Source organism: Streptomyces sp. NPDC006174, from assembly GCF_040614075.1.
Classification (GTDB): Bacteria; Actinomycetota; Actinomycetes; order Streptomycetales; family Streptomycetaceae; genus Streptomyces.
The window spans coordinates 1-24,411 of record NZ_JBEXTJ010000003.1 but is presented as its reverse complement, the minus strand read 5'-3'; the positions used below and the strand labels follow the sequence as shown (position 1 = coordinate 24,411).

The following is a 24,411-nucleotide window of genomic DNA, read 5'->3' as shown; positions in this document are numbered from 1 at the left end:
GGATGCTCTCGTCCTCTCCCGGTCGACCTCACCACGACCTAGACCGCCCCGCCCACAGCCCGGTACGAACACGCTCTCCGTGCGCGGTGTCACCCATGGCACGGCTGACAGCCACCGCCTCGGGCACAGCCCACAAGCGCGTGCGTCGTCAGCAGGACCGACGCTCCGCCTGCCGCCGGAAGCGGCTCAGTGCATGCCGGGCCACGGCGTCATCGACCCCGCGCGCTGGAGCATTCCCTGCAGCTGCTCGGCAGGACGCTGTTGTTCACCATGCAAGGCGTTCAGAACGATCAGACCACCGGTGAGCACCGGAAGTACCCACTGCACCCGCGCAAGATCCCGCTGGGCCTTGTCGGTGTCGATGGGATGTTCCGCAGCCCTTTCGAGAGCTTCGGGATCATCCGATGAGGCAAGCTCGATCTTCTTGCCCAGCACACGGCTGTAGGCGGTAGCGGCCAGGGCAGCGCCGGTCAGCACCGTCTTGGCGATCGTGGACGCCGCCACACCCTTCTGAGTGACGACCCGGGAGGCATTGGCCCCCAAGAGCCCACTGCTGCCGACCAGGTGCACGGCGATCGCTGCGGCGTTGACCGGTGTCCACTTCGCCCAGCCCACGCTCGCGATCCGTGCCGTGTTCCGCCACGTACCGCCTTCAGCCCCAGCCGCGCTGTTCAGACCGACCGCGCCCATCAGCGAGCCGCCGAACCACGCCGCCAGCCCCAGATCGTGCATGCTGCGCAGCGCGGTGTTGCGTTCCGACATCTGGAGCTCCTCAGGATCAGTACGGATGCCCGGCAGTGCCGCCGGCTTCGCCTACACCGTCACCCCAGCCGGGCACACCCGCACGTCGAGCCGTGCGAACAGAGGCGGCCCGGCGCGGCCACGCAGACCTGAGGCCGTCCGCGACCGGGAGTTTCACGTCCCGGCCGACCGGTTACCTCTCCGATGCCGCTCCGGCCGCGGCAACGGTCCTCTGAGGCGGCCGGAGACAGTTCGGCGATGCGGTACCGCCCTGGGCCGCGCCCAGGACCATGGAGGTGGTGGACGATGGCCAGTGCACTGCAGCGCGACGACCGCCCCTCCGCGCCGTCCCTGTGCCTGGACGACATCCTGGACATCCTGCGAGCTCTGGCCCCCGAAGCCCGGCTGGTCGCAAGAGCCGGCGACGGGCAGGCCCGGGTGCGGGGGATCACCCTGGCCAGCACCGACGTCACACCCGGCGATCTGTTCGCAGGACTGCCCGGAAGGCACCAGCACGGCGCCGACTTCGCCGACCAGGCCGCCGGGGCAGGAGCCATCGCGCTGCTCAGCGATCGTCCCCATCCCTGTCTGCCCTCCCTAATTGTCGACGACCCCCGCCGGATCCTCGGCCCTCTCAGCGCTCGGTTCTACGGCAACCCCTCCCACGCCCTGTCTGTGTATGGGGTCACGGGGACCAACGGAAAGACCAGCACAACGCATCTGCTCGCCGCCGGCCTAGAAGCTGCCGGCCGCCGTGCCGGACTGGCCGGCAGCCTGGAGACACGTCTGCCGGGCCGCGCCGGTCTGTCGGCCGAACGCACGACGGTCGAAGCACCCGAACTCCAGCGTCTGCTCGCCCTCATTCACCAGGCAGGCGGTACCGACATAGCGCTGGAAGTCTCCAGCCACGCCCTGGAGCTCAGCCGGGTGGACGGCACCCGCTTCCGCGTCGGCGTCTTCACCAATCTCAGCCCCGACCACCTGGACCTGCACGGCACCCTCGACCGGTACTACGCCGCCAAGGCATCCCTGTTCACCCCGGACCGCTGCGAACACGCCGTGATCAACATCGGCGACCCCCACGGACGCCGCCTCGCCGCCGAGACACGTTGCCCCGTCACCACCTTCACCATGGGCCCCGAGCCGGCCCGCTGGAGCGCCAACCTCACCTCCGCAGATGCCGCCGGTACCCGCTTCCGCCTGCGCGGCCCAGGTGTCGATCAGGAGGTTCGGCTGCGGCTGCTCGGCGCCCATCAGGCCGACAACGCGGTGGCCGCCGTTGCGGCGCTGGCGGCCGGCGGCATCGACCTGGCCGCAGCCCTGCACGGCATGGAACACCTCGCCTCGATCCCCGGGCGGCTGGAGCGCATCGATGCCGGCCAGTCCTTCCTCGCCTTCGTGGACTTCGCCCACAACACCGGCGGCCAACACCGTCTCCTCCCCTTCCTCCGCTCCCTCACCAACGGCCGGGTCATCGTTGTCCTCGGCGCAACAGGCGACCGCGACCCGCGCAAACGTGACGCACTCGGCGAAACCGCTGCCCGCGCAGCCGACCTCGTCATCGTCACCGACGAAAGCCCGCACGGCGAGAACCCCGCCATCCTGCGCACCGCCGTCGCAGCCGGCGCCCACCGGACCGGTCAGGCAACGGTCCACATCGAACCCGACCGGCAACGCGCCCTCTATCTGGCCGTGTCCGCCGCCGGCCCCGGCGACGTACTCGTCGTCGCCGGACGCGGCGCTGACCAATACCAGAACTCCACCACAGGCTCACGCCCCTTCGACGACCGCACCGCCCTGCGCCGCGCCCTTCTGCAACACGCCGCAGACCCCTTCGCCTCCCGGCCTTGACATGTAGCCGTCAGCCGCCGTCGGCCAGTGCGTACGGACCTGCTGCTCGGCCTGCTGTAGCTGCGACGAGAAGTCCCTGGTGCTCCGCCGTTTGTCGCGACGGGATTCCACCGGCCTCGGTCATGAAGTTCAGGCAGCCTCGGTTCCAGGTGAATTCGAGAACCGGAAGCCGGAATGCAACTGCTTCTCGGCCTCCCAGCCGGGCAGGGGCTCAGAAAAGCGTTGCCTTGTGCCGACCGGGCGACGCCCCGTCGAAGACCGTCTGCCGTACGGAGGGCGTTGGCGCGGTTGGGGACGGTGACCCGCGCCCTCTACGCGGCGCCGCGGCCCGGCACCGAACAGCTCCTGGCCTCCCTGTGGTCGGAGCTCCTGCGCGTGGACCGGATCGGCCGCGACGACAACTTCTTCGACCTCGGCGGACACTCCCTGCACGCCGCCACCCTGATCGCCCGGCTGCGTGCGCGGACCGGAGCCGACCTGCCGCTGCTGGCGGTGTTCTCCGGGCCGACCGTGGCCGAACTGGCCGAACAGGTGGCCGCATCCCAGCAGCAGGCCCCACCGGTCCGCGCGTCCATCCGGCGCCTGGACCGCAGCCGCTACCGGGGCACGAGCCGCCTCTGAGCACCGCCGTACGCGATCACGCCGACCAGCGGCCCCCAGCGGAAACCACCGGGCCGGGGTCCGTACCCCGCCGGCGAACCGGTCTTCGAGCAGATCCTCCGAGCAGATAGGAAACGCCATGCCCACGTCCGCTCAGGACGACGCCGAAACCGTGACCGGCACACCGCCGTCCGTCGTCGAGGACGTGCTGGTCTTCCCCGCGTCGTTCGCCCAGGCCCGCCTGTGGTTCCTCGACCAGCTCGCACCGGGCTCCGCCGTCTACAACGTGCCGCTCGCCCTGCACCTGAGCGGCCCGCTCGACATCCGCCTGCTGACCGACAGCCTGAGCGAGCTCATCGAACGCCACGAGACGCTGCGTACCACCTTCGCCGACAGCGAGGACGGCCCGCTGCAGATCGTCCGCCCGCCCACGCCCGCACACCTCGACGTACGCGACACCACCGCCGACCGGATCCAGACCGAGGCGAGCAGGGAGGCGGCCACTCCTTTCGACCTGACCGCCGGCCCGCTGCTGCGCACCCTGCTGCTGCGCACCTCACCCACCGACCACACCCTGGTCGTCACCTTCCACCACACGGTGTGCGACGGCTGGTCGATCGGTGTCTTCCTGCGTGAACTCGGCTCCCTGTACCAGGCGTACGCGCTCGGCCTGCCCTCTGCGCTGCCGGATCCGGAGATCCAGTACGCCGACTACGCGGTCTGGCAGCGCGAGCAGCTCCAGCCCGCCGCGCTCGCCGACACGCTCGGCTACTGGAGCGAGCGCCTGGCCGGCGCTCCGGCCCTGCTCAGCCTGACCACCGACCGCCCGCGGCCCGCCGTCGCCTCGCACCAAGGCGCCACCGTGCCGCTCCAGACCCCCAGCCGGCTCGCCGCGCCGCTGCGTGACCTGGCACGCCGCACCCGCTGCACCCCGTTCATGGTGCTGCTCGCCGCCTACCAGAGTGTGCTGGCGCGCTACTCGGGACAGTGGGACGTGTCCGTCGGCACTCCGGTGGCCGGCCGCGGCCACAGCGAACTGGAGCCGCTCATCGGCTACTTCGCGAACACGGTCGTCCTGCGCGGCGAACTGCGCGCCGACTGGACCTTCCACCAGCTGCTGCAGCACACCCGCACCTGGACCTGGCGGACCTGCAGCACCAGGATGTGCCGTTCGAGCGGCTGGTGGAAGCGGTGGCACCGGGGCGTCACATCGGTCGCAATCCGCTCTTCCAGGCCGCGTTCGTCCTGCAGAACACCGACAACGAGACGCTGCACCTGCCGGGCATCGACTGCACGATCTTTGAACCCGCCGCCGGAACGGCCAAGTTCGACCTCACGCTGACGCTGGAGGAGGAAGCCGGCGGCGCGTTCACCGGCACTCTGGAGTACGCCGCCGAACTCTTCGACACCGCGAGCGCCAAGGCCCTGGCCGACAGCTTCCACCACCTGCTGGCCCACGCCGTCACCGCCCCGGACACCCCACTGGACCGCCTGCGCCTGAGCGATACGGACGAGACCGGCACGCCCCACCCGGCCCGGCCACGCCCCACCCGGCCCGGCCACGCCCCACCCGGCCCGGCCACACCCCGGCCGGCCCGCCGGCCGACGACGCCCGCACCCTCGTCGCCCTGTTCGAGCAGCAGGCGGCCCGCGCACCGCACGCCCGGGCCGTGAGTGCCCAGGGCACACATCTGACGTACGCGCAGCTCAACGCCCGCGCCAACCGGCTGGCCCGCCGCCTGATCACGGCCGGTGCCGGCCCCGACCGTCTCGTCGGTCTCGCGCTGCCGCGCTCGGCGGAGCTCATCGTCGCGCTGCTCGCCGTCCTGAAGTCCGGGGCGGCCTACCTTCCGCTCGACCCGGCCCTGCCCGCCGACCGCACCCGCTACATCCTCGACGACGCCCAACCCGTCTGCGTCCTGACCGGCACCGCCACCGCCACCGACCGCCTCAGGCAGACCCCGTACCCGGTCCTGCTCACCGACGACACCGACGACACCGACGACACAGGCGACACAGGCGACCCCGACGGCACAGGCGACCCCGACGGCACAGGCGACCCCGACGACATAGGCGACCCCGACGACACAGGAGGCACAGGCGGCACGGACGGATCGGACGACACGAGCGCCTCCGGCACGCCCGCCGGTGACAGCGACACGGCGGACGTCACGGACACCGAGCGGCGCGCACCGCTGAGCGCCGCGCACCTCGCGTACGTCATCTGCACCTCCGGATCCACCGGCCGTCCCAAGGGCATGGAGATCGCCCACCGGCAGGTGGTGCGTCTGCTCACCACCACCGAGGCCGAGTTCGGATTCGGCCCCCACGACGTGTGGAGCCTCTTCCACTCCTACGCCTTCGACTTCTCGGTGTGGGAGATCTGGGGCGCACTGGCCTACGGCGGCACGCTCGCCGTGGTGCCCGTGCACATCGCCCGCTCGCCCGGCTACTTCGTCACCTTCCTGCACACCCACCGTGTCACCGTCCTCAACCAGACACCCTCCGCCTTCCGGGAGCTGACCACAGCCGCTCTCGACTCACCGCTCTGGGACGAACTGCCGTTGCGCACCGTGGTGTTCGGCGGTGAGGCGTTCACCGTCGAGGACCTGGCACCGTGGTTCGACCGGCTCGGCGAGCGCTGCCCGGCCCTGGTCAACATGTACGGCATCACCGAGACCACCGTGCACGTCACCCTGCGCCGCATCCACCGCGCCGACCTCACCTCACCCGTACGCAGTCCCATCGGCCACGCGCTGGATGACCTGCGGCTGCACCTGCTGGACGCGCACGGAATCCCGGTGCCGCGCGGTGTCGCCGGCGAGCTGTACGTCGGCGGGCCCGGCCTGGGCCGCGGCTACCTGAACCGTCCCGCGCTGACCGCGCAGCGTTTCGTGCCCGACCCGTTCGGCCCGCCCGATGAACGTCTCTACCGCTCGGGTGATCTGTGCCGGTGGCGCGGGGACGGGGAGCTGGAGTACCTCGGGCGCGCCGACCACCAGATCAAGATCCGCGGGTTCCGTATCGAACCGGCCGAGATCGAGGCGGCGCTCCTGGACCATCCGGGCGTGGCCCAGGCCGTGGTCCACGCCCGCGACGACCACGCCGACGGACCGCGCCTGGTCGCCTACCTGGTCCCCACCGACACCGGTGACCACTCCACCGCGGCGCCGCTCGACGCCCTCACCCTGCGCACCCACCTGGCAGGGCTGCTGCCCGCCTACATGGTCCCTGCCGCCTACGTCACGCTGTCGTCCCTGCCGCTCACCGGTAACGGGAAGCTGGACCGTGCCGCACTGCCGGCGCCGGACCCGGCCGGCCGCGGTACGGCCGGCACACCGTACGTGCCGCCGCGCACCCGTACCGAGCGGCTGCTGGCGGAGATCTGGGCCGAGGTGCTGCGGGTGGAGCAGGTCGGCGCCGGCGACGACTTCTTCGACCTGGGCGGCCATTCGTTCTCCGCGCTCCGGCTGATCAACCGCATCCTGAGTGTCTTCGACTGCGCGGTACCGGCCTCCACCGTCTTCACCGCCCCTACGCTGCGCGCCCTGGCCGCGAGGATCGACGAGCACGCCTTCACCGCGACCGTGTCGCCGCTGGTGCCGCTGCGCTCCGAGGGCGGCAGGCCACCACTGTTCCTCGTGCATCCGGTCGGCGGTCATGTGCTGTGCTACAGCGGCCTTACGGCGCGCTCGGCCCCGACCAGCCGGTGTACGCGCTGGCGGCCTGCGGCATGCGGGAGGACGAGCGGCCGGCCGAGCGGATCGAGGACATGGCCGCCGAGTACCTGGCGGCGATCGCGGACGCGGGCTTCACGGGGCCGCTGGTGCTGGGCGGCTGGTCGATGGGCGGTGTGGTCGCCTTCGAGATGGCGCGGCAGCTGGAGGCCGGCGACGGGCGCACCGTACCGGTCGTCATGATCGACAGTTACGCGCCCGATCCCGCCGACCCCCACCCGCCCACGCCCACGACCCTCCAGGCCGCCGGACCGTACGAGGACGGGTCCGCCGACGGCGACGCGGCCGCACAGGCGCACCTGATCGCCGCGTTCGCCGCCGACTTCGAACGCACCACCGACATCGACCTCGGTGTCCGCGCCGAGGACCTGATCGCTCTGCCGTACGCGGACCAGCCCGCCCACCTGCTGGCCCGCGCCCAGCGGGCCGGCGCGCTGGACGAGAACGACGGCCCCGACTTCGTCGACCGCCTCCTGGGCCTGTACCGGGCCAACCGCACGGCTCTGGACCGCTACCGGCCCGCCACCGGCCACCACGGGCCGCTGCTGCTGCTCAGCGCCGCGGACTCCGGCGCCGACGGCAGCGCCGTACCGGCCGAGGCGTCGCGCGGCTGGCAGCACTGGAGCACCACCGGCCTGGTGGTCCGCACGGTGCCGGGAGACCACTACAGCGTCCTGCACACCGACCACCTCGACCGCCTCGCGAACCGGCTGCGATCCCACACCCTCACAGGAGCATCCCGATGAAGCTGCGCCGGGCCCCACTCGAAGACTGGATGCGCGATTTCTACTTCGACACCTCCATCGACCTCGGCAGCAGCGGCGTCCAGTGCTGGTCCCTGGCCGAGCTGCGCGACCTGACCGGCATCACCCACCACGACCTGGACACCCTCTGGCTCGACGACAGCCCCTCCTACGGAGGACCGGGCCTGCGCACCGCGCTGGCCCGCCGCTTCGGCGACGGCGATCGGGAGAGGGTGATGGCCACGCACGGGTCCACCGAAGCGATCTTCCTGGTGATGAACGCGCTGCTGTCGCCGGGCGACGAGGTCGTCGTCATCGACCCGGGCTACCACTCGCTGTGGTCCATCGCCGAGTCCATCGGCTGCCGCCTCAAGCACTGGCGGCTGCGCCCCGAGGACGGCTTCGTACCCGACCTGGACGCCCTGCGCGCCCAGATCACCCCGCGCACCCGCATGGTCGTGGTCAACCTGCCCAACAACCCCACCGGCGCCACCCTGCCCGCCGACCGGTTCGACGCGTTCCTCTCCCTGGTCGCCGACAACGGCGCCTACCTGGTGTGGGACGGCGCCTTCAGCGAACTCACCCACGGGGCGCCGCCGTTGCCCGACCCTTCGCTGTCCTACGACCGGTGCCTGTCGCTCGGCACGATGTCGAAGTGCTACGGGCTGCCGGGCACCCGGGTCGGCTCTGCCTGGGCGCCCCGGACCTGCTGGCCCGCTTCCTGCCCTTGCGCGACGCGCTCACCATCTGCCTCTCCCCGCTCACCGAGTTCCTCGCCGAGCGGGCGATCGTCCACGCCGACCGCCTCCTGGCCGTACGCGCCCCGCAGACCGCCCGCAACCTGCGCACGCTCACCGCCTGGGCCCAGGAACACGCCGACCTGGTGTCCTGGACACCGCCCGGCGGCGGCTGCACCGTCTTCCCGGCCTTCACCGGCGTATCCGACACCGAGGAGCTGTGCCGCACCCTGGGCCGCGACCACGACGTGCTGCTCGTCCCGGGCACCGGCTTCGGACACCCCGACCGGGTCCGCCTCGGATTCGGTGGCGCCGAGGCAGAGCTCACCGAAGGTCTCGACCGGCTCGGCCGCGTACTGCGGGCCCAGGCTTCCACCCGTATCCGCGAAGGAGCAGCGGCCCGATGACCCACGCACCTCTCGCCACACCCCACGCGCCGGCCGCCACGCCGCTCGGTACGGCTCCCGCACCGGCCGCCGGCCCCGACCAGCGCCAACGCACCCACCGGGCCTCGGTCACCCAGCAGGGCCTGTGGTTCCTCGACCAGATCCGCCCGGGCGACCCGCTGTACACGCTGGCCTGGCGCATCGACCTGGACGGCCCGCTCGACGCGGACCTCCTGCGCACCGCCGTCCACGCCGTGGTGGCCCGCCACGACGCGCTGCGCACCCGCTTCGGCCAGGACGAACTGGGCCGCCCGCTCCAGCCCGTCGACCCGCACCTCGCCATCGACGTGCCTCTCACCGACCTGCGCCACCTGCCCCAGGACCAGCGCGGCGAGGCAGCCGGCCGGGCGTGCGCGGCCGAGGCCACAACCGGCTTCGACCTGGCCACCGGGCCGCTCATCCGCACCCGGCTCCTGCGCACCGGGAACGAACGGCACACACTGATGCTGCTCGTGCACCACATCGTCTTCGACGCGATGTCGATGGAGATCGTGCTGCGCGAGATCGGCGACGCCTACCGCGCGGCCCACCAGGACGCCCAGTGGCAGCCCGCACCGGTCGTCCAGTACCCCGACTTCGCCCACTGGCAGCACGACCACCTCCGGGGCCCGCGGCTGGAGAAGCTCCTGGACCACTGGCAAGGCCGCCTCACCGGCCCACCCGAACTCCTGACCCTGCCCACCGACCGCCCGCGCCCCGCCGTCCAGGCCTTCACCGGAGGCGTCCACACCTTCACGCTTCCCGCCGAGCTCAGCGCACAGCTGCGCGTCCTGGCCCGCACCGAACGCGCCACCTTGTACATGGTGCCCCTCGCCGCCTACCAGGTGCTCCTGGCCCGCTGGTCCGGTCAGCCGGACGTCAGCGTCGGCAGCACCGTCGCCGGCCGCACCCGCACCGAACTCGCCTCGTCCGTGGGCTATTTCGTCAACACGGTCGTCCACCGCGCCCAGCTGGAGCACGACCCCTCCTTCCGCGGGCACCTGAAGACCGTACGCACCGACAGCCTGCGCTCCTACGACCACCAGGCGCTGCCGTTCGACCGGCTCGTTCAGGAGCTGAGCCCGCAGCGCTCCCTCAGTCTTCCTGCGCCAGGCGGCCCGCACCCCCGACGCCGTAGCCGTCGCCGACGCCGAAACCACCCTCACCTACCGCCAACTGGCCGCCCGCGCCGCCCAGGTGGCACACATCCTGCGCACACGCGGCGCGGGCCCGGAAACCACCGTCGGCGTCTTCCTGGAGCGCTCCACCGACCTGGTGGTGGCCCTGTACGGGGCGCTGCTGTCCGGAGCCGCCTTCGTACCGCTGGACCCCGGCTACCCGCCGGACCGCCTCGCCTACGTCATCAAGGACGCCGGCGTCTCCACCGTCCTCACCGAGCGGCAACTACGCCCGCGGCTGCCCGACCTGCTCGACACCCTGCTCCTGGACCGCGACCGTCACATCCTCGACGCGGCGCCGCCCACACCCACCGCACCCGACGTCACCGGCCGCCACCTCGCCTCCATCGTCTACACCTCCGGCTCCACCGGCCGCCCCAAGGGCGCGATGAACGAGCACCGCAACATCGTCAACCAGCTCACCTGGGTGCAGGGCCAGTACGGCATCGGCCCCGGCGACGTCCTGCTGCAGAAGACCCCGGTCGGCTTCGACGACTCGCTGCGCGAGCTGTTTCTGGCCGCTGGTGACCGGGGCGCGGCTGTTCATGGCCGCGCCCGGCGGCCACCGCGACCCCGGCTACCTCGCCGAGGTCATCGAGGCGCAGCGCGTCACCGTCCTGCACGTCGTGCCCTCACTGCTGCAGGCCTTCGTCGAGGCCCCGGCCGACGCCGCCCGCTGCCGCACCCTGCGCACCGTGATCTGCAGCGGCGAGGCCCTGCTGCCCGAACTCCAGCGCCGCTACTTCGCCGCGTTCGACGCCCGGCTCCTCAACCTGTACGGGCCCTGCGAGGCGGCCATCGACGTCACACACTGGCCCTGCCCGCCGGGCGCGGCCGGCCACGTCCCCATCGGCAGGCCCGTGCTCAACACCCGCGCCTACGTCCTGGACGCCGACGGCCGGCCGGCCCCGATCGGCGTCCCGGGCGAACTGCACATCGCCGGCCGCCAGATCGGCCGCGGCTACCAGGGCCGCCCGGCACTCACCGCCGAGCGCTTCATCCCCGACCCGTACGCCGACGAGCCCGGCGCACGCCTCTACCGCACCGGCGACATCTGCCGCTGGCGGCCCGACGGACACCTGGACTACCTCGGCCGCACCGACCACCCGATCAAGATCCGCGGCATCCGGGTCGAACTCGACGAGATCGACGCCGCACTCACCGCACTCCCGCAGGTCCGGGCCGCGGTCGTCCTGTGCCGCGAGGACACACCGGGCGACAAACGCCTGGTCGCCTACGTGGTACCGGCCACCGGAACCAGCCCCGAACCGGCGCAGCTGCGCACCGGCCTGAACCGCACCCTGCCCGGCTACATGGTGCCCGGACACTACGTCCTGCTGGACGCGCTCCCGCTCAACAGCAACGGCAAGACCGACCGCCACGCACTGCCCGCACCACCGGCCACCCGCACCGACACCACCGGCCACACACCGCCGCGCGACGCCGTCGAAGCGGTCGTCGCCCTGGTCTCGGCGGACGTCCTGCGCCTGGAACGTGTCGGCGCGCACGACGACTTCTTCGACCTGGGCGGCCACTCGCTGCTCGCCACCAAAGCAGTCATGTTCCTGCGCGAACACCTGGAGGTGGACCTGCGCGTCAACACCCTCTTCCAGGCCCCCACCCCGGCCGAACTCGCCGCCCAGATCCTGGCCCTGGCCCCCGACCCGGACCTCCTGCACAGCACCGCCGCGGCCATGCGGGCCGTCCTGGAACTCAGCGACGAGGACGCCGCCGCCCAACTCCACCTCCTGGACACCTGACAAGCCGGGAGAGGCTAAAACAAAGGATAAATCCGCAAGTAAATCTGCTAGGTTCTGAGACATGCCGACCCAGGACGAGCTGTTCGACGCCGTGGACGCGCTGCTGGCAGGAGAGCCCGCCATGCCGCCCCCATCGGAGCGGGCGCGCCTGCGTGAGGCGGCCGGCATCACGCAGGCGCGCCTCGCGCAGGTCCTGGAGACGACCACCCAGACGGTGAAGAACTGGGAAGCGGGCCGCAGCGAACCACGGCCCCCGCGCCGCGCACCGTACCAGCGCCTGCTGGAGGGATGGGCACAGAAACACCCCGCTCCCGCCCCGGCCCCGAACACATCCACGACCCCGGCCACGACCCCGGCCCCGATCCCGGCCACGATCCCGGCCACGGTCCCGGACACATCCACGGTCCCGGCCACGACCCCGGTCCCGGCGCCTGCCGCCGAGCCGGCCGAGAAGCCCCCAGCACCCACCACCGCACCCAGCCCGCCGCCCGCCGCTCACCCGACCGCACCGCCGCGTCCGAACACCCGCCCCGCCACCCGGACGACCCTCCCGCCCACCGCCGCGAGCGACCCCCGCTTCGCGAACGGACCCCTGGCCGTCATCGACACCGACGACCAAGGCCAAGCTCTCGGATACTGCGTGGGCGGCCTGATCCTCGACGTACCCGCCAAGACACTGCCCGCACTGGTGGAATGGACACTGGCACAGGCCAAGCTCGGCGCACCACGCCTGACCGGCCCGGGCAAGGACGCCGACCCGCTGCTCGTCCTCACCCACGCCGCACTCCAGCGCTTCGGCCTGCCCACCCACCTCACCGACGAGGAACGCCTGGCCGGCCGCCTGCCGGACACCCACAAGACGATCACCCAACTGACCCGGGCCCAGTGGCAGCTCACCAAGCGCGGCCTCGGCCCCTGGGCACGGATCTACCGCCCGGCCCAAGGGGGCCGCCGCTCCTGCGTCCAGCTCTGCATCCCGTCCTGGAACGCGCTCGACACCCGCAGCTGGGGCCACGCCGCCCACCTCCCTCCCGCCGAACTCGCCTCCGTCCTCGCCACATACGCCACCCGGGTCATGACACCGCGCGGATCGACCGCCGTCACCGGCCTGGAACTCATGACCGCCCTGCACCCGCCCACCCGCGCCTCCGCCCCGGACGACAGCGGCACACGGCACAGCGAACACAACCCCGGATCCCTGGGTAAACAACCGATGGACCCACCACCGTGCGAGGCCACCGACGGCCACCCCGTCCTCGCCCACCTGCCCCGCTTCCACATCCGCACCCCGGCCGAGAAACTCTTCGAAGAGGCCTACGACTGGGCGCGCCCGCTCACTGACGACGAGTGCATGCGACGCCATCTCGTCGGCATCGACGTGAACATGGCCTTCGCCGCCGCCGCCAACGGCGCGGTCGTCGGCCTCGCCACCCCACCCGTCCACGTCACCCACCCCACCTTCGACGCGAAGACACCCGGCTCCTGGCTGGCCGACCTCTCCCACGTCGACCTGTCCCACGTCAAGGTCGGAAAGCAGTGGCACACCCTCGACGGCGACCTGCTGCCCAGCCCGTTCACCCCGACCGGCAACCACCCAGACGGGCCCGCCTGGTACGCGACCCCAACCCTCGCCTACGCCACCGAACTCGGCTATGACGTCGCCCCCACCGAAGCCTTCATCCGCACCGAACCGGGCCGCTACCTCGACAACTGGTACAAACGGCTACGCGACGCCTACGTCTCCACCATGGCCGACCTCGGCGTCACCGAGAACCTGACACCACAACAACTGCTCACCGCCATGGACGGCTACAAACAACGCGACCCGCAGACAGCGATCGTCCTGGACGCGATCAAGTCCACGGTGAAGAACGGCATCGGCAAATTCCAGGAAAAGGCACGCGGCCAAGGCTGGCGACCAGGACAGCCCTGGCCGGCCCTCACCCGCCCGACCTGGCGCCCGGACATCCGCGCCACCGTGATCTCCCGCGCCCGGGTAGGCATGCACCGCAAGATGGTGGCCCTGGCCGCCGCCACCGACCGCTACCCGGTCGCCGTCCTCTCCGACTGCGCCGTCTACGCCGCCGACGGCCCCTCACCCCTCGACGTCCTGCCCTACGACCACGCGGGAAAAACCGTACCCGGATCGTTCCGCCTCGGCGTGTCACCCGGCATGGTCAAACACGAAGGCACCCAGACCACCCTGTGGGCCGAAGAACTCCGCGAACGAACCCACGCACCCGAACTGAACCTGGCCCGCCACATCAAGACCGGCGACATCACCACCGCCGACACAGGGGAGTAGGGCACCGAAAATGACCAACTCGGTCGGCGAGGGACTCGACAACGCACTGGAACAAGCCATCACACGCCCAGCACCCAAAAGCGCCGGCGCACAAATGCGCTACCTGGTCAAACAACTCAAAGGAACCAAAGCCACCGCCCAAACCCTCGGCATCTCCCAACGCACCGTCGAGCGATACCTCAAGAACCAGCTCAAACAACCACGCCCCCACCTCGCCACCCGACTGACCGACGAAGTAAAAAAACGATGGCAACCCCGCGTGAAAGCACAAGCGAAGAAAACCGCCGGCACCACCACCGGCCTCATCATCGACATCCAAGGCCGCCTCGGCTACAGCGCACCCATCGGCACCACCGACGAAGCCCGCGAACGCCACCTCACCGTCGCACTGCCACCGCCCTACGCCCACCGCCTGTTCACCGCACAGGCCCAAGGCGCCACCGAGAACCAACTCCAGCAGATCGCCGCCGAAGGACTCAAAGAAACCTACTTCCAAAACCACGGCACCCGAGCCGCAACCCTGGAGGAAGTACGCCTGTTCGACCTCCAGCACATCGAATTCGGCCTCTGACCACCACACAACAAGAACACACAGACAACCGACACACAGATCCTCCGACCGCCCCGGCCCACCGGTTCGTGGATTCGCCGGCTGCCGGCCGTCCTTTCCGGCACCGTCGAAGCACAGGAACCTCTCGTACGGGAAATGAGGCGGGCCGATGTGGGGGACCGTGGAGTTCGGCAAAGCTCACCGAGGGACCTCCTGAGCGCTCCTGCCGGACAGAAGCGACCCGCAACCGGTCCTGTTCGACGGCGGCAGCGGCGCCAACTTCCAATCCGACGGCGCCCACGAGCCTCTGGAGGATGCCGGCCGCGACCTGGCCGACTACCTGAGCGGTGGGTGGCGATACGTCACGCACCCGACCACATCCACCTCCTGGCGACCCTCGCCCGCCAGGACGGCCGCCACCCCCACCTGCGCGGCGACATCCCTAAGATGCACACCGCCGCCCGCGCGTTCGAGGCCCGCTGGGGCCTGACGCCGATGTCGTCGCTGGACCGCACCGCACGCCGCGCCCCGGCCACGGGGGAGAAGGAGAAGGCCACCCGCCGGGGCCTCACCGAGCCCGCTCGCGAGACCCTTCAGCGCACCGTCCGCGAGGCCGCCGCCCGCGCCACCGGCACCACCGACTTCCTCGCCCGGCTGCGTGACGCGGGGCTGCGCGTACGCGAACACCACGATCAGGACGGTGCCCTGGACGGGTACGCGGTCGCCCTGCCCGGCGACCGCGCCGACCACAACAGCCGGCCGGTGTGGTTCTCCGGCCGGACCCTGGCCTACGACCTGTCCCTGCCCCGCGTACGCGAACGCTTCGAGCCCGCCATCAGCCCGGAGAACCTCCACCGCGCGCACGACCGGATCCGCCGGGCCGCGACCCTCCTCACCCACGCCGGACGCACCGAAGGAGCGGGCGACGTCGCCGCCCTGGGCGACCTCCTGGTGGTGGCCGCCGCCACCGCCCCGCCCGCCGTACGCGACCAGATCCGCGCGGCCGCGGCGGCGTTCGAGCAGGCCTCCCGCGCCCCCGGCGCCCGCACCCTGCAAGGCGCCGCCCGCGCCGGGTTCAGGGCCGCCACCCGCGCCCTGGAACACGCCCCCAGGGCAGCCAGGGGCGGCGGCGCCCCGGCCGTCCTGAACCTCCTCATCGCCCTCGTCGAAGCCGTCGAAGCGGCCACCGCCTGGCACCGCGCACAGGACCACCGCGCCCAGACCCGCGCCGCCGCCCAAGCCGCCGTCCTGCTGCGCGAAGCAGCCATCCTCACCAGCACCCACGCCCGTACGACCACGCCCCGGGCCGTGCCGCGCACCGTACGGGTGACGCCCGCCCCGTCGCGCGACCCCGCCACAGCTCCGCCTGACACCGGTGCACCGTTCCGGACCCGTTCCGCACCGCCCCCCAGCCCGGGCACGGGGCGCTCACGCTGAAGCTGCTCCTCACCCAAGGCGGGGTAGCTGCCACCACCGTCGGCGTCCGGCCGCGGCCAGCCGGGCCTCTGCGGTGGCGAGGTAGTTGCGGCTGTTGAGGGTGTCGGGGTGGTCGGGTCCCAGGACGCGCTCGCGGTCGGCGATGACGTGGCGGTGGAGGTCGGCGGCTTGCCGGTGCTCCCCGAGATGGTCCAGCGAGTTGGCGACGTTGTGGCGGCTGCCGAGGGTCTCGGGGTGGTCGGGCCCGAGGACGCGCTCGCGGTCGGCGAGGGTCTGTCGGTGGAGGTCGGCGGCTTGCTGGTGTTCTCCGAGCCCGTGCAGTGCGTTGGCGAGGTTGTTGCGTCTGCCTAGGGTGTCGGGGTGGTCGGGGCCAAGTTGATCGGTCTCGGCGTCCAGAAGACGTCGAAGGAGCAGGAGTTCCTCGGACACTGCGCCTGCGTTGGTGAGGGTCTCGGCGAGATCGGCCAGGGTGTCGCGGGCGCTGCTGAAGTTGTCGGGTGTGTTGCGGTCGAGGTGGGCTGGGAGGTGGGGGCGAGGAGGCGTGCCGTAGGCCAGCCAGTCCTGCCGGGCGTGCCCGCAATCATGTTGACGGCACTGGTGAGGTGTTCGTCGAGTGCCGTGAGCCAGGTGCCCGTAGGTTCGGGGCGGGTGAGGGTGTGGGCGGTGACCTCGCGGACCAAGGGGTGGAGCTGGAGCCGGCCCACGGTCGGTGAGTCGGGCTCGGGTTCGTCGGTTTCGGGTGTGTGGAGGAGTCCGTACTGGTGGAGTCCGGCGAGCGCGGCGTCCACGCCGGCTGCGGTCGCGGGTAGGCCGGTGGCGTCGGTGACGAGCTCCGGTGTCATCAGGGTGCGGGGGATCGGGGCGGGTTCGAGGAGGGCGAGGAGCTGGAGGACGGGGCGGGCGAGGGTGTAGCCGTCCCTGTGGAGCTGGTCGAAGGAGATGTCCCAGGTGTGTCGGACGACGCGGCGGGCGACCGCCGGGTCGGCGGCCGCGCCCGGGTGCTCGGCCCCCAACAGGTCGCCGAACTCGGCTTCGAGGGCGTGCTGGTAGGCGGTGAAGGTCCGGTGCCGGCTTGTGGGGACCGACAGGTAGGTGCCTGCCGCGTTCAGCGCGAGCGGGAGCCCGCCGAGCCGGGCGGCCAGGGCCTCGGCCTCGGTCCCGGCGTGCGGTGCGGCGTCCAGGAGGACAGCTCCGCCCGCGTCGTCGGCCAGGGGCTGGAGGTGGATCAGGTCGGCGTCCGGGCCCCAGGTCTGGCGGGTGGTGTCCCGGCTCGTGACCAGCAGGACCCCGCCCCCGTGCGGGCGGAGCCATCCCCGGTAGGCGGCCGGTGGCCCCGACCCAGGGCCAACACGAGCCGGGGTGTCGACGTTGTCGATGACGATCAGCCACCCGGTGACGTCTGCCAGGTGCTTCCAGACGGCGTCGACGAGCGACACCCTCCCCATCCGGGCCTCCTCCAGCCTGCTTTCGGGCAGGCCGAGGATGTGGGCGGCCTGCGCGAGGTCCTGCCCGAGCTGCTCGGGATCGTCACGCCAGCGGATCCACACCACCACCTGCCCCTGCGCCCGGGCCTGCGCGGCGGCCTCGGCGGCGAGCGTGGTCTTGCCCAGGCCTCCGGCTCCGCACACCACCACCATGCCCCCGCCAGAACCGCGCACCCGGGCACCGATCCGCTCCAGCTCCGCCTCACGCCCCCGCACCCGCGCCGAGACCGCCGGCGGGTTCATCGAGTGCCCTCCCACGGCGATCCGTCCCAGCGGCACCGGCCGCACACCGCCGTCCGGCGCCTGGGCGGCCAGGCGCCGCTCCCAGAAGAACAGCCCGAGCGAGACCACGGCCAGCGTCCCGAACACGGACCACACCAGGAGGGTGTTCTCCGCCCACTTCGGGGGCTGCGCGGTGACGTAATTCGTCACGATCGCCACCAGGAACGCGATCCCTGCCGAGCTCCCCGACACCGCCGAACCCACCCTGGCCGCACGCCTGTTGTCCGCCACCCCACGCCCCCGCCCTGCCCTGTCCGGAAATCAGGACCACATCATCGCCCCGCCCATGCCCCGCATCCTTGATCCGTCCGCTCCGGTACCCACCCGTGACATAACGTCAGCCCACAGCCCCGGGGCGGACAGCAGGAGCCCGGGGGACACCTGACCGGCACCTTCACGTACGGCCTTCACGTACGGCTCCGCGTACGGCGTCGCGTTGGGCTTCGCGTACGGGCTCTCGCACCGTACGGGTGACCCCGGCCGCCGAGCGTGGCCCCGCCCCGCCCCTACCCGTTACCGGTGTACCGCCCCGGCCCGGGGCGTTCGCGCTGACCGTACGAAGGAGCCCCTCATGTCCACGCCCGCCTCCGCGCAGCCGCTCGGCGAGCCGTTCTCCGAAGCCCTGTCGGAGGCGGCGCAGGCCGCGGCGATGTCGGTGCGGCTGATCCTGACGATCGCCGACGCGGTCCGCCGCGCCGCCCAGAGACACCACGACGGGAAGGAGAAGGAGCTCCCCGACGGCTACGGCAAGCACGCCGAGGACCGGTGGGCCGCCGCCGAGCTCGGCAAGCACCTGCCCGCCGGCCTTCTCAACCACCTGGCGGGCAGCCCGGACTGGCCGGTGATGGCCCGCCAGCTCATGTCCCTCGCCCACGCCGGCGTCGACCTCACCACGTTCCTGCCGAACCTGGGCCACATGGCCTCCGCCGTTGAGCGGGCCGTCGCCCACAATGTTGCCCGTACGAAGGCGGAAGGCACCGACCGCTGGGCCGACCTCCTGCGCGCGACCATCCCCGAAGGCCTGGTCCGCGACGCGATCCTGGCCTCCCCGGCCTGGCCCGACATCGCCGCCGCCATGGGCCACCTCCACGACCAGGGCGCCGACGTCGCCCGCATCCTAACCGACGCCCACGCCGCCGGCCTCCGCGTCGACCAGGCCGGCGCCGCCGCCACCGCCCGAGCCGCCAACCCGGCCTCCCCCCGCCCCCAAGCCCAGGTGCCCGCCCCGGCTCCCGCCGTACGGCCGGCGCCCGCGGCCGCTCCCGTGTCCGTCGTACGGACCGCCGCCGAGCCCGTGTCCGCTCCCGCCGTACGGCCGGCGCCCGCCGCCGAGCCCACCGCCGTCGTACGGCCGTCCGCTCCGTCCGCCGTACGCCCCGCCGCTCCGCCCGCAGCCGCTCCGCCCGCCGGCCCCGCCCCCGTACGGCCCGGGCCCGGCACCCCACCCAGGCCCGATCCCTGGGCCACACCCGCAGTGAGCTCCGACGCGAAGCGCTCCTGGGGCCCGCTCACCGAGGGCCTGGACCTCCCTCACGATCTCGACCTCGGCAACCGCTCCCATGCCCTCCAGCAGCTCGGCATCAACGAGACCGCCCACACCTACTTCGTGGCGCAGCTCAACGAGCACCTGCCCCAGCAGGAAGCGGCCTACCTGGTGAGCACCCGTCAGTGGCCCCTGATCGCCGCCCGGATGCGCAGCATGGACCGCGACGGCGTACCCCTGGGCCGGCACCTGGCCCGCCTCGCGTCCGACGACGCCCCCTGGCGTACCGGTTCGCCCGCCGAGACCCCCGAACGCCTGCTGCTCGCCACCCACCACGCGCTCACCACACCCCTCGACCAGCCCCTGCCCACCGGGCCCCGCGTCTCCACCACGGCCGCCCGCTCCCGCTCCACCACCGCACCCACCAACCCTCAGACCCAGGCCCCGGCCCCCGCCGGGGCCGCAGTGCAACCACACCGCCAGCAGACCGCGCCCGCCCCCCGGCAAGGACGCGGACGATAGACCCGCCAGGCCAGGAAGAGCGCGGCACGCACCCGAGAGGGCCCGCACCGTGACCGATGCGGGCCCTCTCGGGTGCTCAGCGTTTGATGGTGATGCAGGGCATCCGCTCCGCGTGGCCGGAGACCTCCGCACAGATCCGGCTCCGGTGCCGGAAGTTCCGGTCGATCTTCCACGTGGCGATCTCGTACTTGTACTGATACGCCTGCTTGGAGGTTATGTGCTTCCAGCCGCGAACGTCCCGCACCCACTCCCCGCCGCGTCACTCGCTGATCCGGGCCCGTACGCCCGGCTTCCAGCCGTCCAGGAGCACCCGGACTTCTCGCACCTTCAGCCCTTCACCGGTGGCGCCGATGCTCACCGGCCCGTCCTCGGCCCTCCCGCTCGCCTGCGCGGGCGCCTGCCCCACAAGGCAGAGCGCCAGCACCGATACCGCCACAACTGCCGTTCTCACCCTCGCATACCAGGTCAACGCCGCTCACCGCCGCAGGTCACCGGCAGGCATAGGCGGCGGCCCCTGATCCCAGCGGACAGGCGCGCGACCCGGTGGCCGGCCCATCCGCGGTGGTGCCCCAGCGCCGTGCCCAGCCCTCGTGACCCGCCTTCAGCACGCAGATCCGCCCCCACCGCCGCCCAGGCTCCTGACCTGCGGCTACAAGCCGTTCATTCCCCGAGCTGCCTTCAGACCAAAAGTGGCTTGAAAGTGACTTCTGCCTGGTCTATTTAGGCGCGCAGGCCCATCTGAGCGCTCCGAAGATCGCCGCAACGCCCCCCGGCCTTCGAAAGTAAGGGTGATAATTCTCAGTCCTAGGAAGTTGCGACATTAATGGCAACTATGCCTACGAATCAAAGGGTATGCTGGCACGCGAAAGCCACCGCCGATGCTCTGGCAGGCGCGGCGGTGGCCTCTTCACGAAGGTCGACGCACTCGAGATAGGAGGGCCGACATGGCCCAGTCTACGGGCGAAGAAGCCCAGACCGACCAGCCACCCCCGCGCAAGAGGCGCTACCGCCGACGGATGAAGGTGCTCGCGTGGCGGGTCGCGCTCGGGGCCGCGTACGGCCTCGGCGGTCTCCTCATCGCCTACGCCGGAAAAGAGTTCCTGGGCTTCATCTAGCGGATAACCGCTGAACTGCTTTCGCCCTGGACGGGTTTCTGTCCGGGGCGTTTGCTTGCGGTCGGGTGGTTTGTGTCAACCGTGTTCGGGGTGCGCGATGGTCGGCTCCATGTTGGTGGGCTGGTGGCCGTGACGGTTGGTCAGGTAGGGCGTGTTCTTGCAGGTCTCTGGCTCATGGCGGTGGTTGGCCGATGACACGAGGCGGTGCTTTGTGCTGTCGCGGCTGACGTGAGGCGGTACCCACTGCCCTGAAGGTGGTACATCGCACGCTGCACCTCCGCATCGCCCAGCACTGCGGTGAGCACCGCCTCGGCCTCCGCCCACGCCTGCCGACGCGCATGGGCGGCGACCGCGGTACGGAGCCTCCTCGACGCCGTCGCCGCTCACGCCGCCTCCGCCCATTCCAGCCCCAGCGCGGCCAGCCGTTGAAGCTGCTCACCGGTCAGCGCCGCCCGCCGGCTCCTCACGTTCGACAGCCACACCCCAAGCCGCACGGCCGTCCCGTCGGGCAACTCCTCGGACCAGGACCGTCCCACCACCACCGTCCCCTCCCGCTCGACGTACTGGGCGAGCGCCGCTACGCCCCGGTCGAACGCTCCGGCCCGCGCACCGCCCGCCCGCCGCGGCCGCGCCTTCGCCCCGACGGCGACCGGCTTCTCCGGCGGCCGGACACCGAGCTGCACCAGACGCTCGCGCTGCCCTGCGGACAGCCGCTCCCACCTGTCCTGCTGGGCGGCCAGCCACCCGCCGACGTCGAGCCCGTTCACCATCGACCCGGGCTCCACGCACCCGACCACGCCCCCAGGGACCACAAGGCCCTTCAGAGCGGCGTAGTACCGCTGCCAGTCCACCGGCCACGCGGGGTTCCAGTCCGGGTCGATCGCGGCCAGCGCCGCAGCCCGCCGCTGCGCCCGCTCCACGTCCTTGCCGAGCCCGTTCCTCTTCCGGGCGTTGGCCAGCCACTGACCCACCGGACGGTCCATGATCATCGCCGTGACCGGCGCGGAGAGGGTCCCGTACGCCACGGCGTACGCACGGGCCGCGCCGAGGTTCTCCTCCCACGCCGCGTCGGCCGGGTCCCACACGACGCCGAGCGCCTCCAGGTCCTCGGCCCGCTCGGGCAGCATCGTCCCGGCCCGCATCGCGCGGCGCTGATCGGACAGCCACCGCCCCAGCGGAAACCCGCCCTCACCCCGCTCATCCCCGCCCTCAACGTGCTGGTACGGCACGGCGAGATCACCCTCCCGCTCCCGGTACGCGACCGCCGCCCGGTGCCCCGCCCGCCAGTTCGCGTGCTCCGGCTCGATCAGGTTGTACTCCACCATCCGCGCCACCAACGCCGGATCACGATGCACCCCGAACCGCAGCAGCAGCCGCTGCTCCTCCTCGCCGTCGCCCTCGGGCACCGGTCCGAGCCACGACGACGCCGGTTTCGTCCGCTTCAGATCCTCCGACGGAATAGCGAGCATTTCCACCGCACGCTCATCATGCGCTCGCAACCCGGAAAGAACCTTCAGAAGAGGCCGGTACGAAGCCGAATACGGCATATCCTCCGGAGTTTCATCCGGACCAAGAAATACCGGCACGATCAGTGTCGCCAATTTATCCTGACCGGGCTTCTGCCGAAGCGCCCGCCCAATAGCCTGAACGATATCCACCGCCGACCCCTTCGGGTCGATAAGAGCGACAGAATCCACACTCGGGCAGTCGACTCCCTCACCGAGCACCCGGCAATTCGACATCACCGCCCGCCCCACCCGCCCCCCGAACTGGTACAGCTCCTGAGCCCGCGCCTCCGGCTCGTGCTCACCCGACAACCACCCCGACCACACCTCCTGCGGGTGCCGATCCGGGTCCGCCGCGTGCAGCCGACCCGCCACCCGCCCCAGCCCCACCGAGAACGCTTCCGCCTCGATCGTCCGGTGGTGGAAGGTGATGCACCGCTCCAACCCGTGCTCCGCCATCGCCTCCAGCAACGCAGCTTGCAGCACCGCGAGCCGCTCGCCCCGCACGTGCTCCTCGAACCGCTCCTCCCCGTACAGCTTCTCCAGCGTCAGCCGCTTGTCCCGCAGCTCCACCACCACGATCTGATACCGCGCCAGCAACCCCCGCGCGATCGCGTCCGAGAGATCCAAAGCCCACAGAACCGGCCCGTAGATCCGCTCGTCCGACATCGAGCAGGCCATCTCCTTCGGCAGCCGGTCCACCGGCCTGCGCCCATCACCCGGCGCCTCCACCTCACCCGGCGCCACCGCCTCACCCTTCTGGCTCCAGCGGGGCCGGGGCCGCTCCATCCAGATCCGCGGCGTCGCCGTCAGATACAGCCGGCGCATCGCGGGCAGCTGCTCCTGGTCGTGGACGACCGCCCACGCCTTCCCCAGCGACCCGCTGGTTCTGTGGGCCTCGTCCACACAGATCAGGTCCCACACGTCCATCGGAAGCCCGTACGCGCCCTCATGAGCCTCGGTCAGCACCGGCAGAGACGCGTACGTCGCGAACACTGTCACCGGCCCGCTGCCGTAGTGCAGCGCCAACTGCGGAGCGTTCGTCGTCGCGGGCACCCGCAGGTCGTACAGACGCGGGTCGTCATCCATCGAGCACACCGCCACCATCGGCCCCGAACGCCCAAAAGCCCGCCACTCCCGCACCGTCTGCGCCAACAATTCCAGCGTCGGAAGAAGAACCAGAACCCGCCCATGCGGAGAAATATGCTGCGCCGCACCGGCAGCAATGAACGTCTTTCCCGTGCCGCACGCCGCGTGCACCTGACCGCGCAGCTCATTTCTTGGAACACATTGTCCAGGCCGGATTTCCAGTCCTGCGACAATGGCATCCACCGCTTCCGCCTGATGCGGGTAAAGCGGAATTTCACCGGTCATGACGAGATGTCTCCAGATCCGGGGGAAGAGGTAGCCGTTCACTCGTGATGCTACCCGCGCATCACTTGATGCACGACTCTGATGCAGCACGATGCATCACATCGACTGACGGTTGGCCTGTTTCGATCCCACCATGGCCGATCAGTGTGCTACATTGCGGGAGCAGTGCGCATCACGCCCCTTCCTGAGTGCAAGCCTGCCCCGGGCATGACTGCCCGTCAGATCGGACTCTCCAGCCCTCGGCCCCGACCTCCTCACGGTGGCGGACCCCGAGGCCGGCCCCGGGAGGCAGTGCCCACCGGTTCGGGATCCTACCCGCAGGCACAGTTGATGCACCGCCACCCCCTGCCGTAGCCAGCCCGGCGCAGCCGGCAGGGCGGGAGCGCAGCGGACGCCCCGCCACGGAGCGCAGCGGAGAGGCGCCCAGAATTACCGCGCAGCGGTAATTCCATTCACGCGAAGCGTGAATACCAATAAACCGCGCAGCGGTTTATAAAAGGCGCGCAGCGCCTTTATGAATTCGCGAAGCGAATTCCATCTCTGCCATGTGCGCAGCACATGGGTACCCGCGGAGCGGGTACC

Annotated in this window: 18 protein-coding genes and 5 pseudogenes; 16 read left to right on the top strand and 7 right to left on the bottom strand. The window is 71.4% G+C overall.

What is annotated here, in order from left to right:
- Positions 1-186: 186 nt before the first annotated feature.
- Positions 187-762, bottom strand: coding sequence for a hypothetical protein (locus ABZ267_RS07725; RefSeq protein WP_356754951.1), 576 nt, complete (start codon positions 760-762; stop codon positions 187-189).
- Between the two features lie 285 nt (positions 763-1,047).
- Between ABZ267_RS07725 and ABZ267_RS07720 the strand changes: the two genes are divergently transcribed.
- From ABZ267_RS07720 to ABZ267_RS07655, 14 genes and pseudogenes are all read left to right on the top strand, one after another.
- Complete coding sequence (locus tag ABZ267_RS07720) at positions 1,048-2,592, top strand: UDP-N-acetylmuramoyl-L-alanyl-D-glutamate--2,6-diaminopimelate ligase (protein WP_356754950.1); 1,545 nt, start codon at positions 1,048-1,050, stop codon at positions 2,590-2,592.
- Between the two features lie 297 nt (positions 2,593-2,889).
- Complete coding sequence (locus ABZ267_RS07715; RefSeq protein ID WP_356363404.1) at positions 2,890-3,213, top strand: phosphopantetheine-binding protein; 324 nt, start codon at positions 2,890-2,892, stop codon at positions 3,211-3,213.
- A gap of 118 nt (positions 3,214-3,331) precedes the next feature.
- A pseudogene (locus ABZ267_RS07710) lies at positions 3,332-4,312 on the top strand (condensation domain-containing protein); the annotation flags it as partial.
- Positions 4,313-4,383: 71 nt separating this feature from the next.
- The gene (locus ABZ267_RS07705) at positions 4,384-4,866 is read left to right on the top strand and encodes a condensation domain-containing protein (RefSeq protein ID WP_356754948.1); all 483 of its coding nucleotides are present in this window, start codon (positions 4,384-4,386) and stop codon (positions 4,864-4,866) included.
- Positions 4,863-6,743, top strand: a pseudogene (locus tag ABZ267_RS07700) (amino acid adenylation domain-containing protein); the annotation flags it as partial. The gene ABZ267_RS07705 and the pseudogene ABZ267_RS07700, both read left to right, overlap by 4 nt.
- A gap of 182 nt (positions 6,744-6,925) precedes the next feature.
- Positions 6,926-7,675 carry an alpha/beta fold hydrolase gene (locus ABZ267_RS07695; protein ID WP_356754946.1) on the top strand — a complete coding sequence of 250 codons (750 nt, stop codon included), beginning with the start codon at positions 6,926-6,928 and terminating at the stop codon, positions 7,673-7,675.
- Positions 7,672-8,313, top strand: a pseudogene (locus tag ABZ267_RS07690) (aminotransferase class I/II-fold pyridoxal phosphate-dependent enzyme); the annotation flags it as partial. The gene ABZ267_RS07695 and the pseudogene ABZ267_RS07690, both read left to right, overlap by 4 nt.
- Before the next feature lie 14 nt (positions 8,314-8,327).
- Positions 8,328-8,816: a hypothetical protein gene (locus ABZ267_RS07685; RefSeq protein WP_356363226.1), complete on the top strand. Its 489-nt coding sequence runs from the start codon at positions 8,328-8,330 to the stop codon at positions 8,814-8,816.
- Positions 8,813-9,916 (top strand): annotated as a pseudogene (locus ABZ267_RS07680) (condensation domain-containing protein); the annotation flags it as partial. The gene ABZ267_RS07685 and the pseudogene ABZ267_RS07680, both read left to right, overlap by 4 nt.
- A 22-nt stretch (positions 9,917-9,938) precedes the next feature.
- Positions 9,939-10,496, top strand: a pseudogene (locus ABZ267_RS07675) (AMP-binding protein); the annotation flags it as partial.
- Between the two features lie 40 nt (positions 10,497-10,536).
- Complete coding sequence (locus ABZ267_RS07670) at positions 10,537-11,772, top strand: non-ribosomal peptide synthetase (RefSeq protein WP_356754944.1); 1,236 nt, start codon at positions 10,537-10,539, stop codon at positions 11,770-11,772.
- Between the two features lie 61 nt (positions 11,773-11,833).
- Positions 11,834-14,077, top strand: coding sequence for a helix-turn-helix domain-containing protein (locus ABZ267_RS07665; RefSeq protein ID WP_356754942.1), 2,244 nt, complete (start codon positions 11,834-11,836; stop codon positions 14,075-14,077).
- A 10-nt stretch (positions 14,078-14,087) separates the two neighbouring features.
- Positions 14,088-14,648: an XRE family transcriptional regulator gene (locus ABZ267_RS07660; protein WP_356363257.1), complete on the top strand. Its 561-nt coding sequence runs from the start codon at positions 14,088-14,090 to the stop codon at positions 14,646-14,648.
- A 330-nt stretch (positions 14,649-14,978) separates the two neighbouring features.
- On the top strand, positions 14,979-16,064 hold the full coding sequence (locus ABZ267_RS07655; protein ID WP_356754940.1) for a hypothetical protein: 1,086 nt from the start codon (positions 14,979-14,981) through the stop codon (positions 16,062-16,064).
- Positions 16,065-16,073: 9 nt separating this feature from the next.
- On the opposite strand, the gene ABZ267_RS07650 is transcribed toward ABZ267_RS07655, so the two are convergent.
- Positions 16,074-16,493, bottom strand: a complete 420-nt coding sequence (locus tag ABZ267_RS07650; RefSeq protein ID WP_356364114.1) for a tetratricopeptide repeat protein — start codon at positions 16,491-16,493, stop codon at positions 16,074-16,076.
- Positions 16,412-17,989, bottom strand: a complete 1,578-nt coding sequence (locus tag ABZ267_RS07645; RefSeq protein ID WP_356754938.1) for an AAA family ATPase — start codon at positions 17,987-17,989, stop codon at positions 16,412-16,414. Before ABZ267_RS07645 ends, ABZ267_RS07650 begins: the two co-directional genes overlap by 82 nt.
- A 412-nt stretch (positions 17,990-18,401) precedes the next feature.
- Here ABZ267_RS07645 and ABZ267_RS07640 point away from each other — a divergent pair, with 412 nt between their 5' ends.
- Positions 18,402-19,835 (top strand): hypothetical protein, encoded by a 1,434-nt coding sequence (locus ABZ267_RS07640; protein WP_356754936.1) that lies wholly within the window; start codon positions 18,402-18,404, stop codon positions 19,833-19,835.
- Positions 19,836-19,911: 76 nt separating this feature from the next.
- Here the strand turns inward: ABZ267_RS07640 and ABZ267_RS07635 are convergent, their stop codons facing one another.
- Complete coding sequence (locus tag ABZ267_RS07635; RefSeq protein ID WP_356754934.1) at positions 19,912-20,079, bottom strand: hypothetical protein; 168 nt, start codon at positions 20,077-20,079, stop codon at positions 19,912-19,914.
- Between the two features lie 15 nt (positions 20,080-20,094).
- Positions 20,095-20,271: a hypothetical protein gene (locus tag ABZ267_RS07630; protein ID WP_356899709.1), complete on the bottom strand. Its 177-nt coding sequence runs from the start codon at positions 20,269-20,271 to the stop codon at positions 20,095-20,097.
- A gap of 508 nt (positions 20,272-20,779) precedes the next feature.
- On the opposite strand from ABZ267_RS07630, the gene ABZ267_RS07625 reads away from it, so the two are divergent.
- The gene (locus ABZ267_RS07625; RefSeq protein WP_356754930.1) at positions 20,780-20,950 is read left to right on the top strand and encodes a hypothetical protein; all 171 of its coding nucleotides are present in this window, start codon (positions 20,780-20,782) and stop codon (positions 20,948-20,950) included.
- A gap of 75 nt (positions 20,951-21,025) precedes the next feature.
- Here the strand turns inward: ABZ267_RS07625 and ABZ267_RS07620 are convergent, their stop codons facing one another.
- Positions 21,026-21,148: a hypothetical protein gene (locus tag ABZ267_RS07620; protein WP_356754928.1), complete on the bottom strand. Its 123-nt coding sequence runs from the start codon at positions 21,146-21,148 to the stop codon at positions 21,026-21,028.
- A gap of 185 nt (positions 21,149-21,333) precedes the next feature.
- A complete protein-coding gene (locus tag ABZ267_RS07615; RefSeq protein WP_356755027.1) occupies positions 21,334-23,829 on the bottom strand; it encodes a Helicase associated domain protein in 2,496 nt (831 codons plus the stop codon).
- Between the last annotated feature and the right edge of the window lie 582 nt (positions 23,830-24,411).

Bases quoted from the DNA above. Each gene is read 5' to 3' on its own strand.
- ABZ267_RS07725 (WP_356754951.1), bottom strand. From the start codon at position 762: ATGTCGGAACGCAACACCGCGCTGCGCAGCATGCACGATCTGGGGCTG.
- ABZ267_RS07720 (WP_356754950.1), top strand. From the start codon at position 1,048: ATGGCCAGTGCACTGCAGCGCGACGACCGCCCCTCCGCGCCGTCCCTG.
- ABZ267_RS07695 (WP_356754946.1), top strand. From the start codon at position 6,926: ATGCGGGAGGACGAGCGGCCGGCCGAGCGGATCGAGGACATGGCCGCC.
- ABZ267_RS07665 (WP_356754942.1), top strand. From the start codon at position 11,834: ATGCCGACCCAGGACGAGCTGTTCGACGCCGTGGACGCGCTGCTGGCA.
- ABZ267_RS07660 (WP_356363257.1), top strand. From the start codon at position 14,088: ATGACCAACTCGGTCGGCGAGGGACTCGACAACGCACTGGAACAAGCC.
- ABZ267_RS07640 (WP_356754936.1), top strand. From the start codon at position 18,402: ATGTCCACGCCCGCCTCCGCGCAGCCGCTCGGCGAGCCGTTCTCCGAA.
- ABZ267_RS07625 (WP_356754930.1), top strand. From the start codon at position 20,780: ATGGCCCAGTCTACGGGCGAAGAAGCCCAGACCGACCAGCCACCCCCG.
- ABZ267_RS07615 (WP_356755027.1), bottom strand. From the start codon at position 23,829: ATGACCGGTGAAATTCCGCTTTACCCGCATCAGGCGGAAGCGGTGGAT.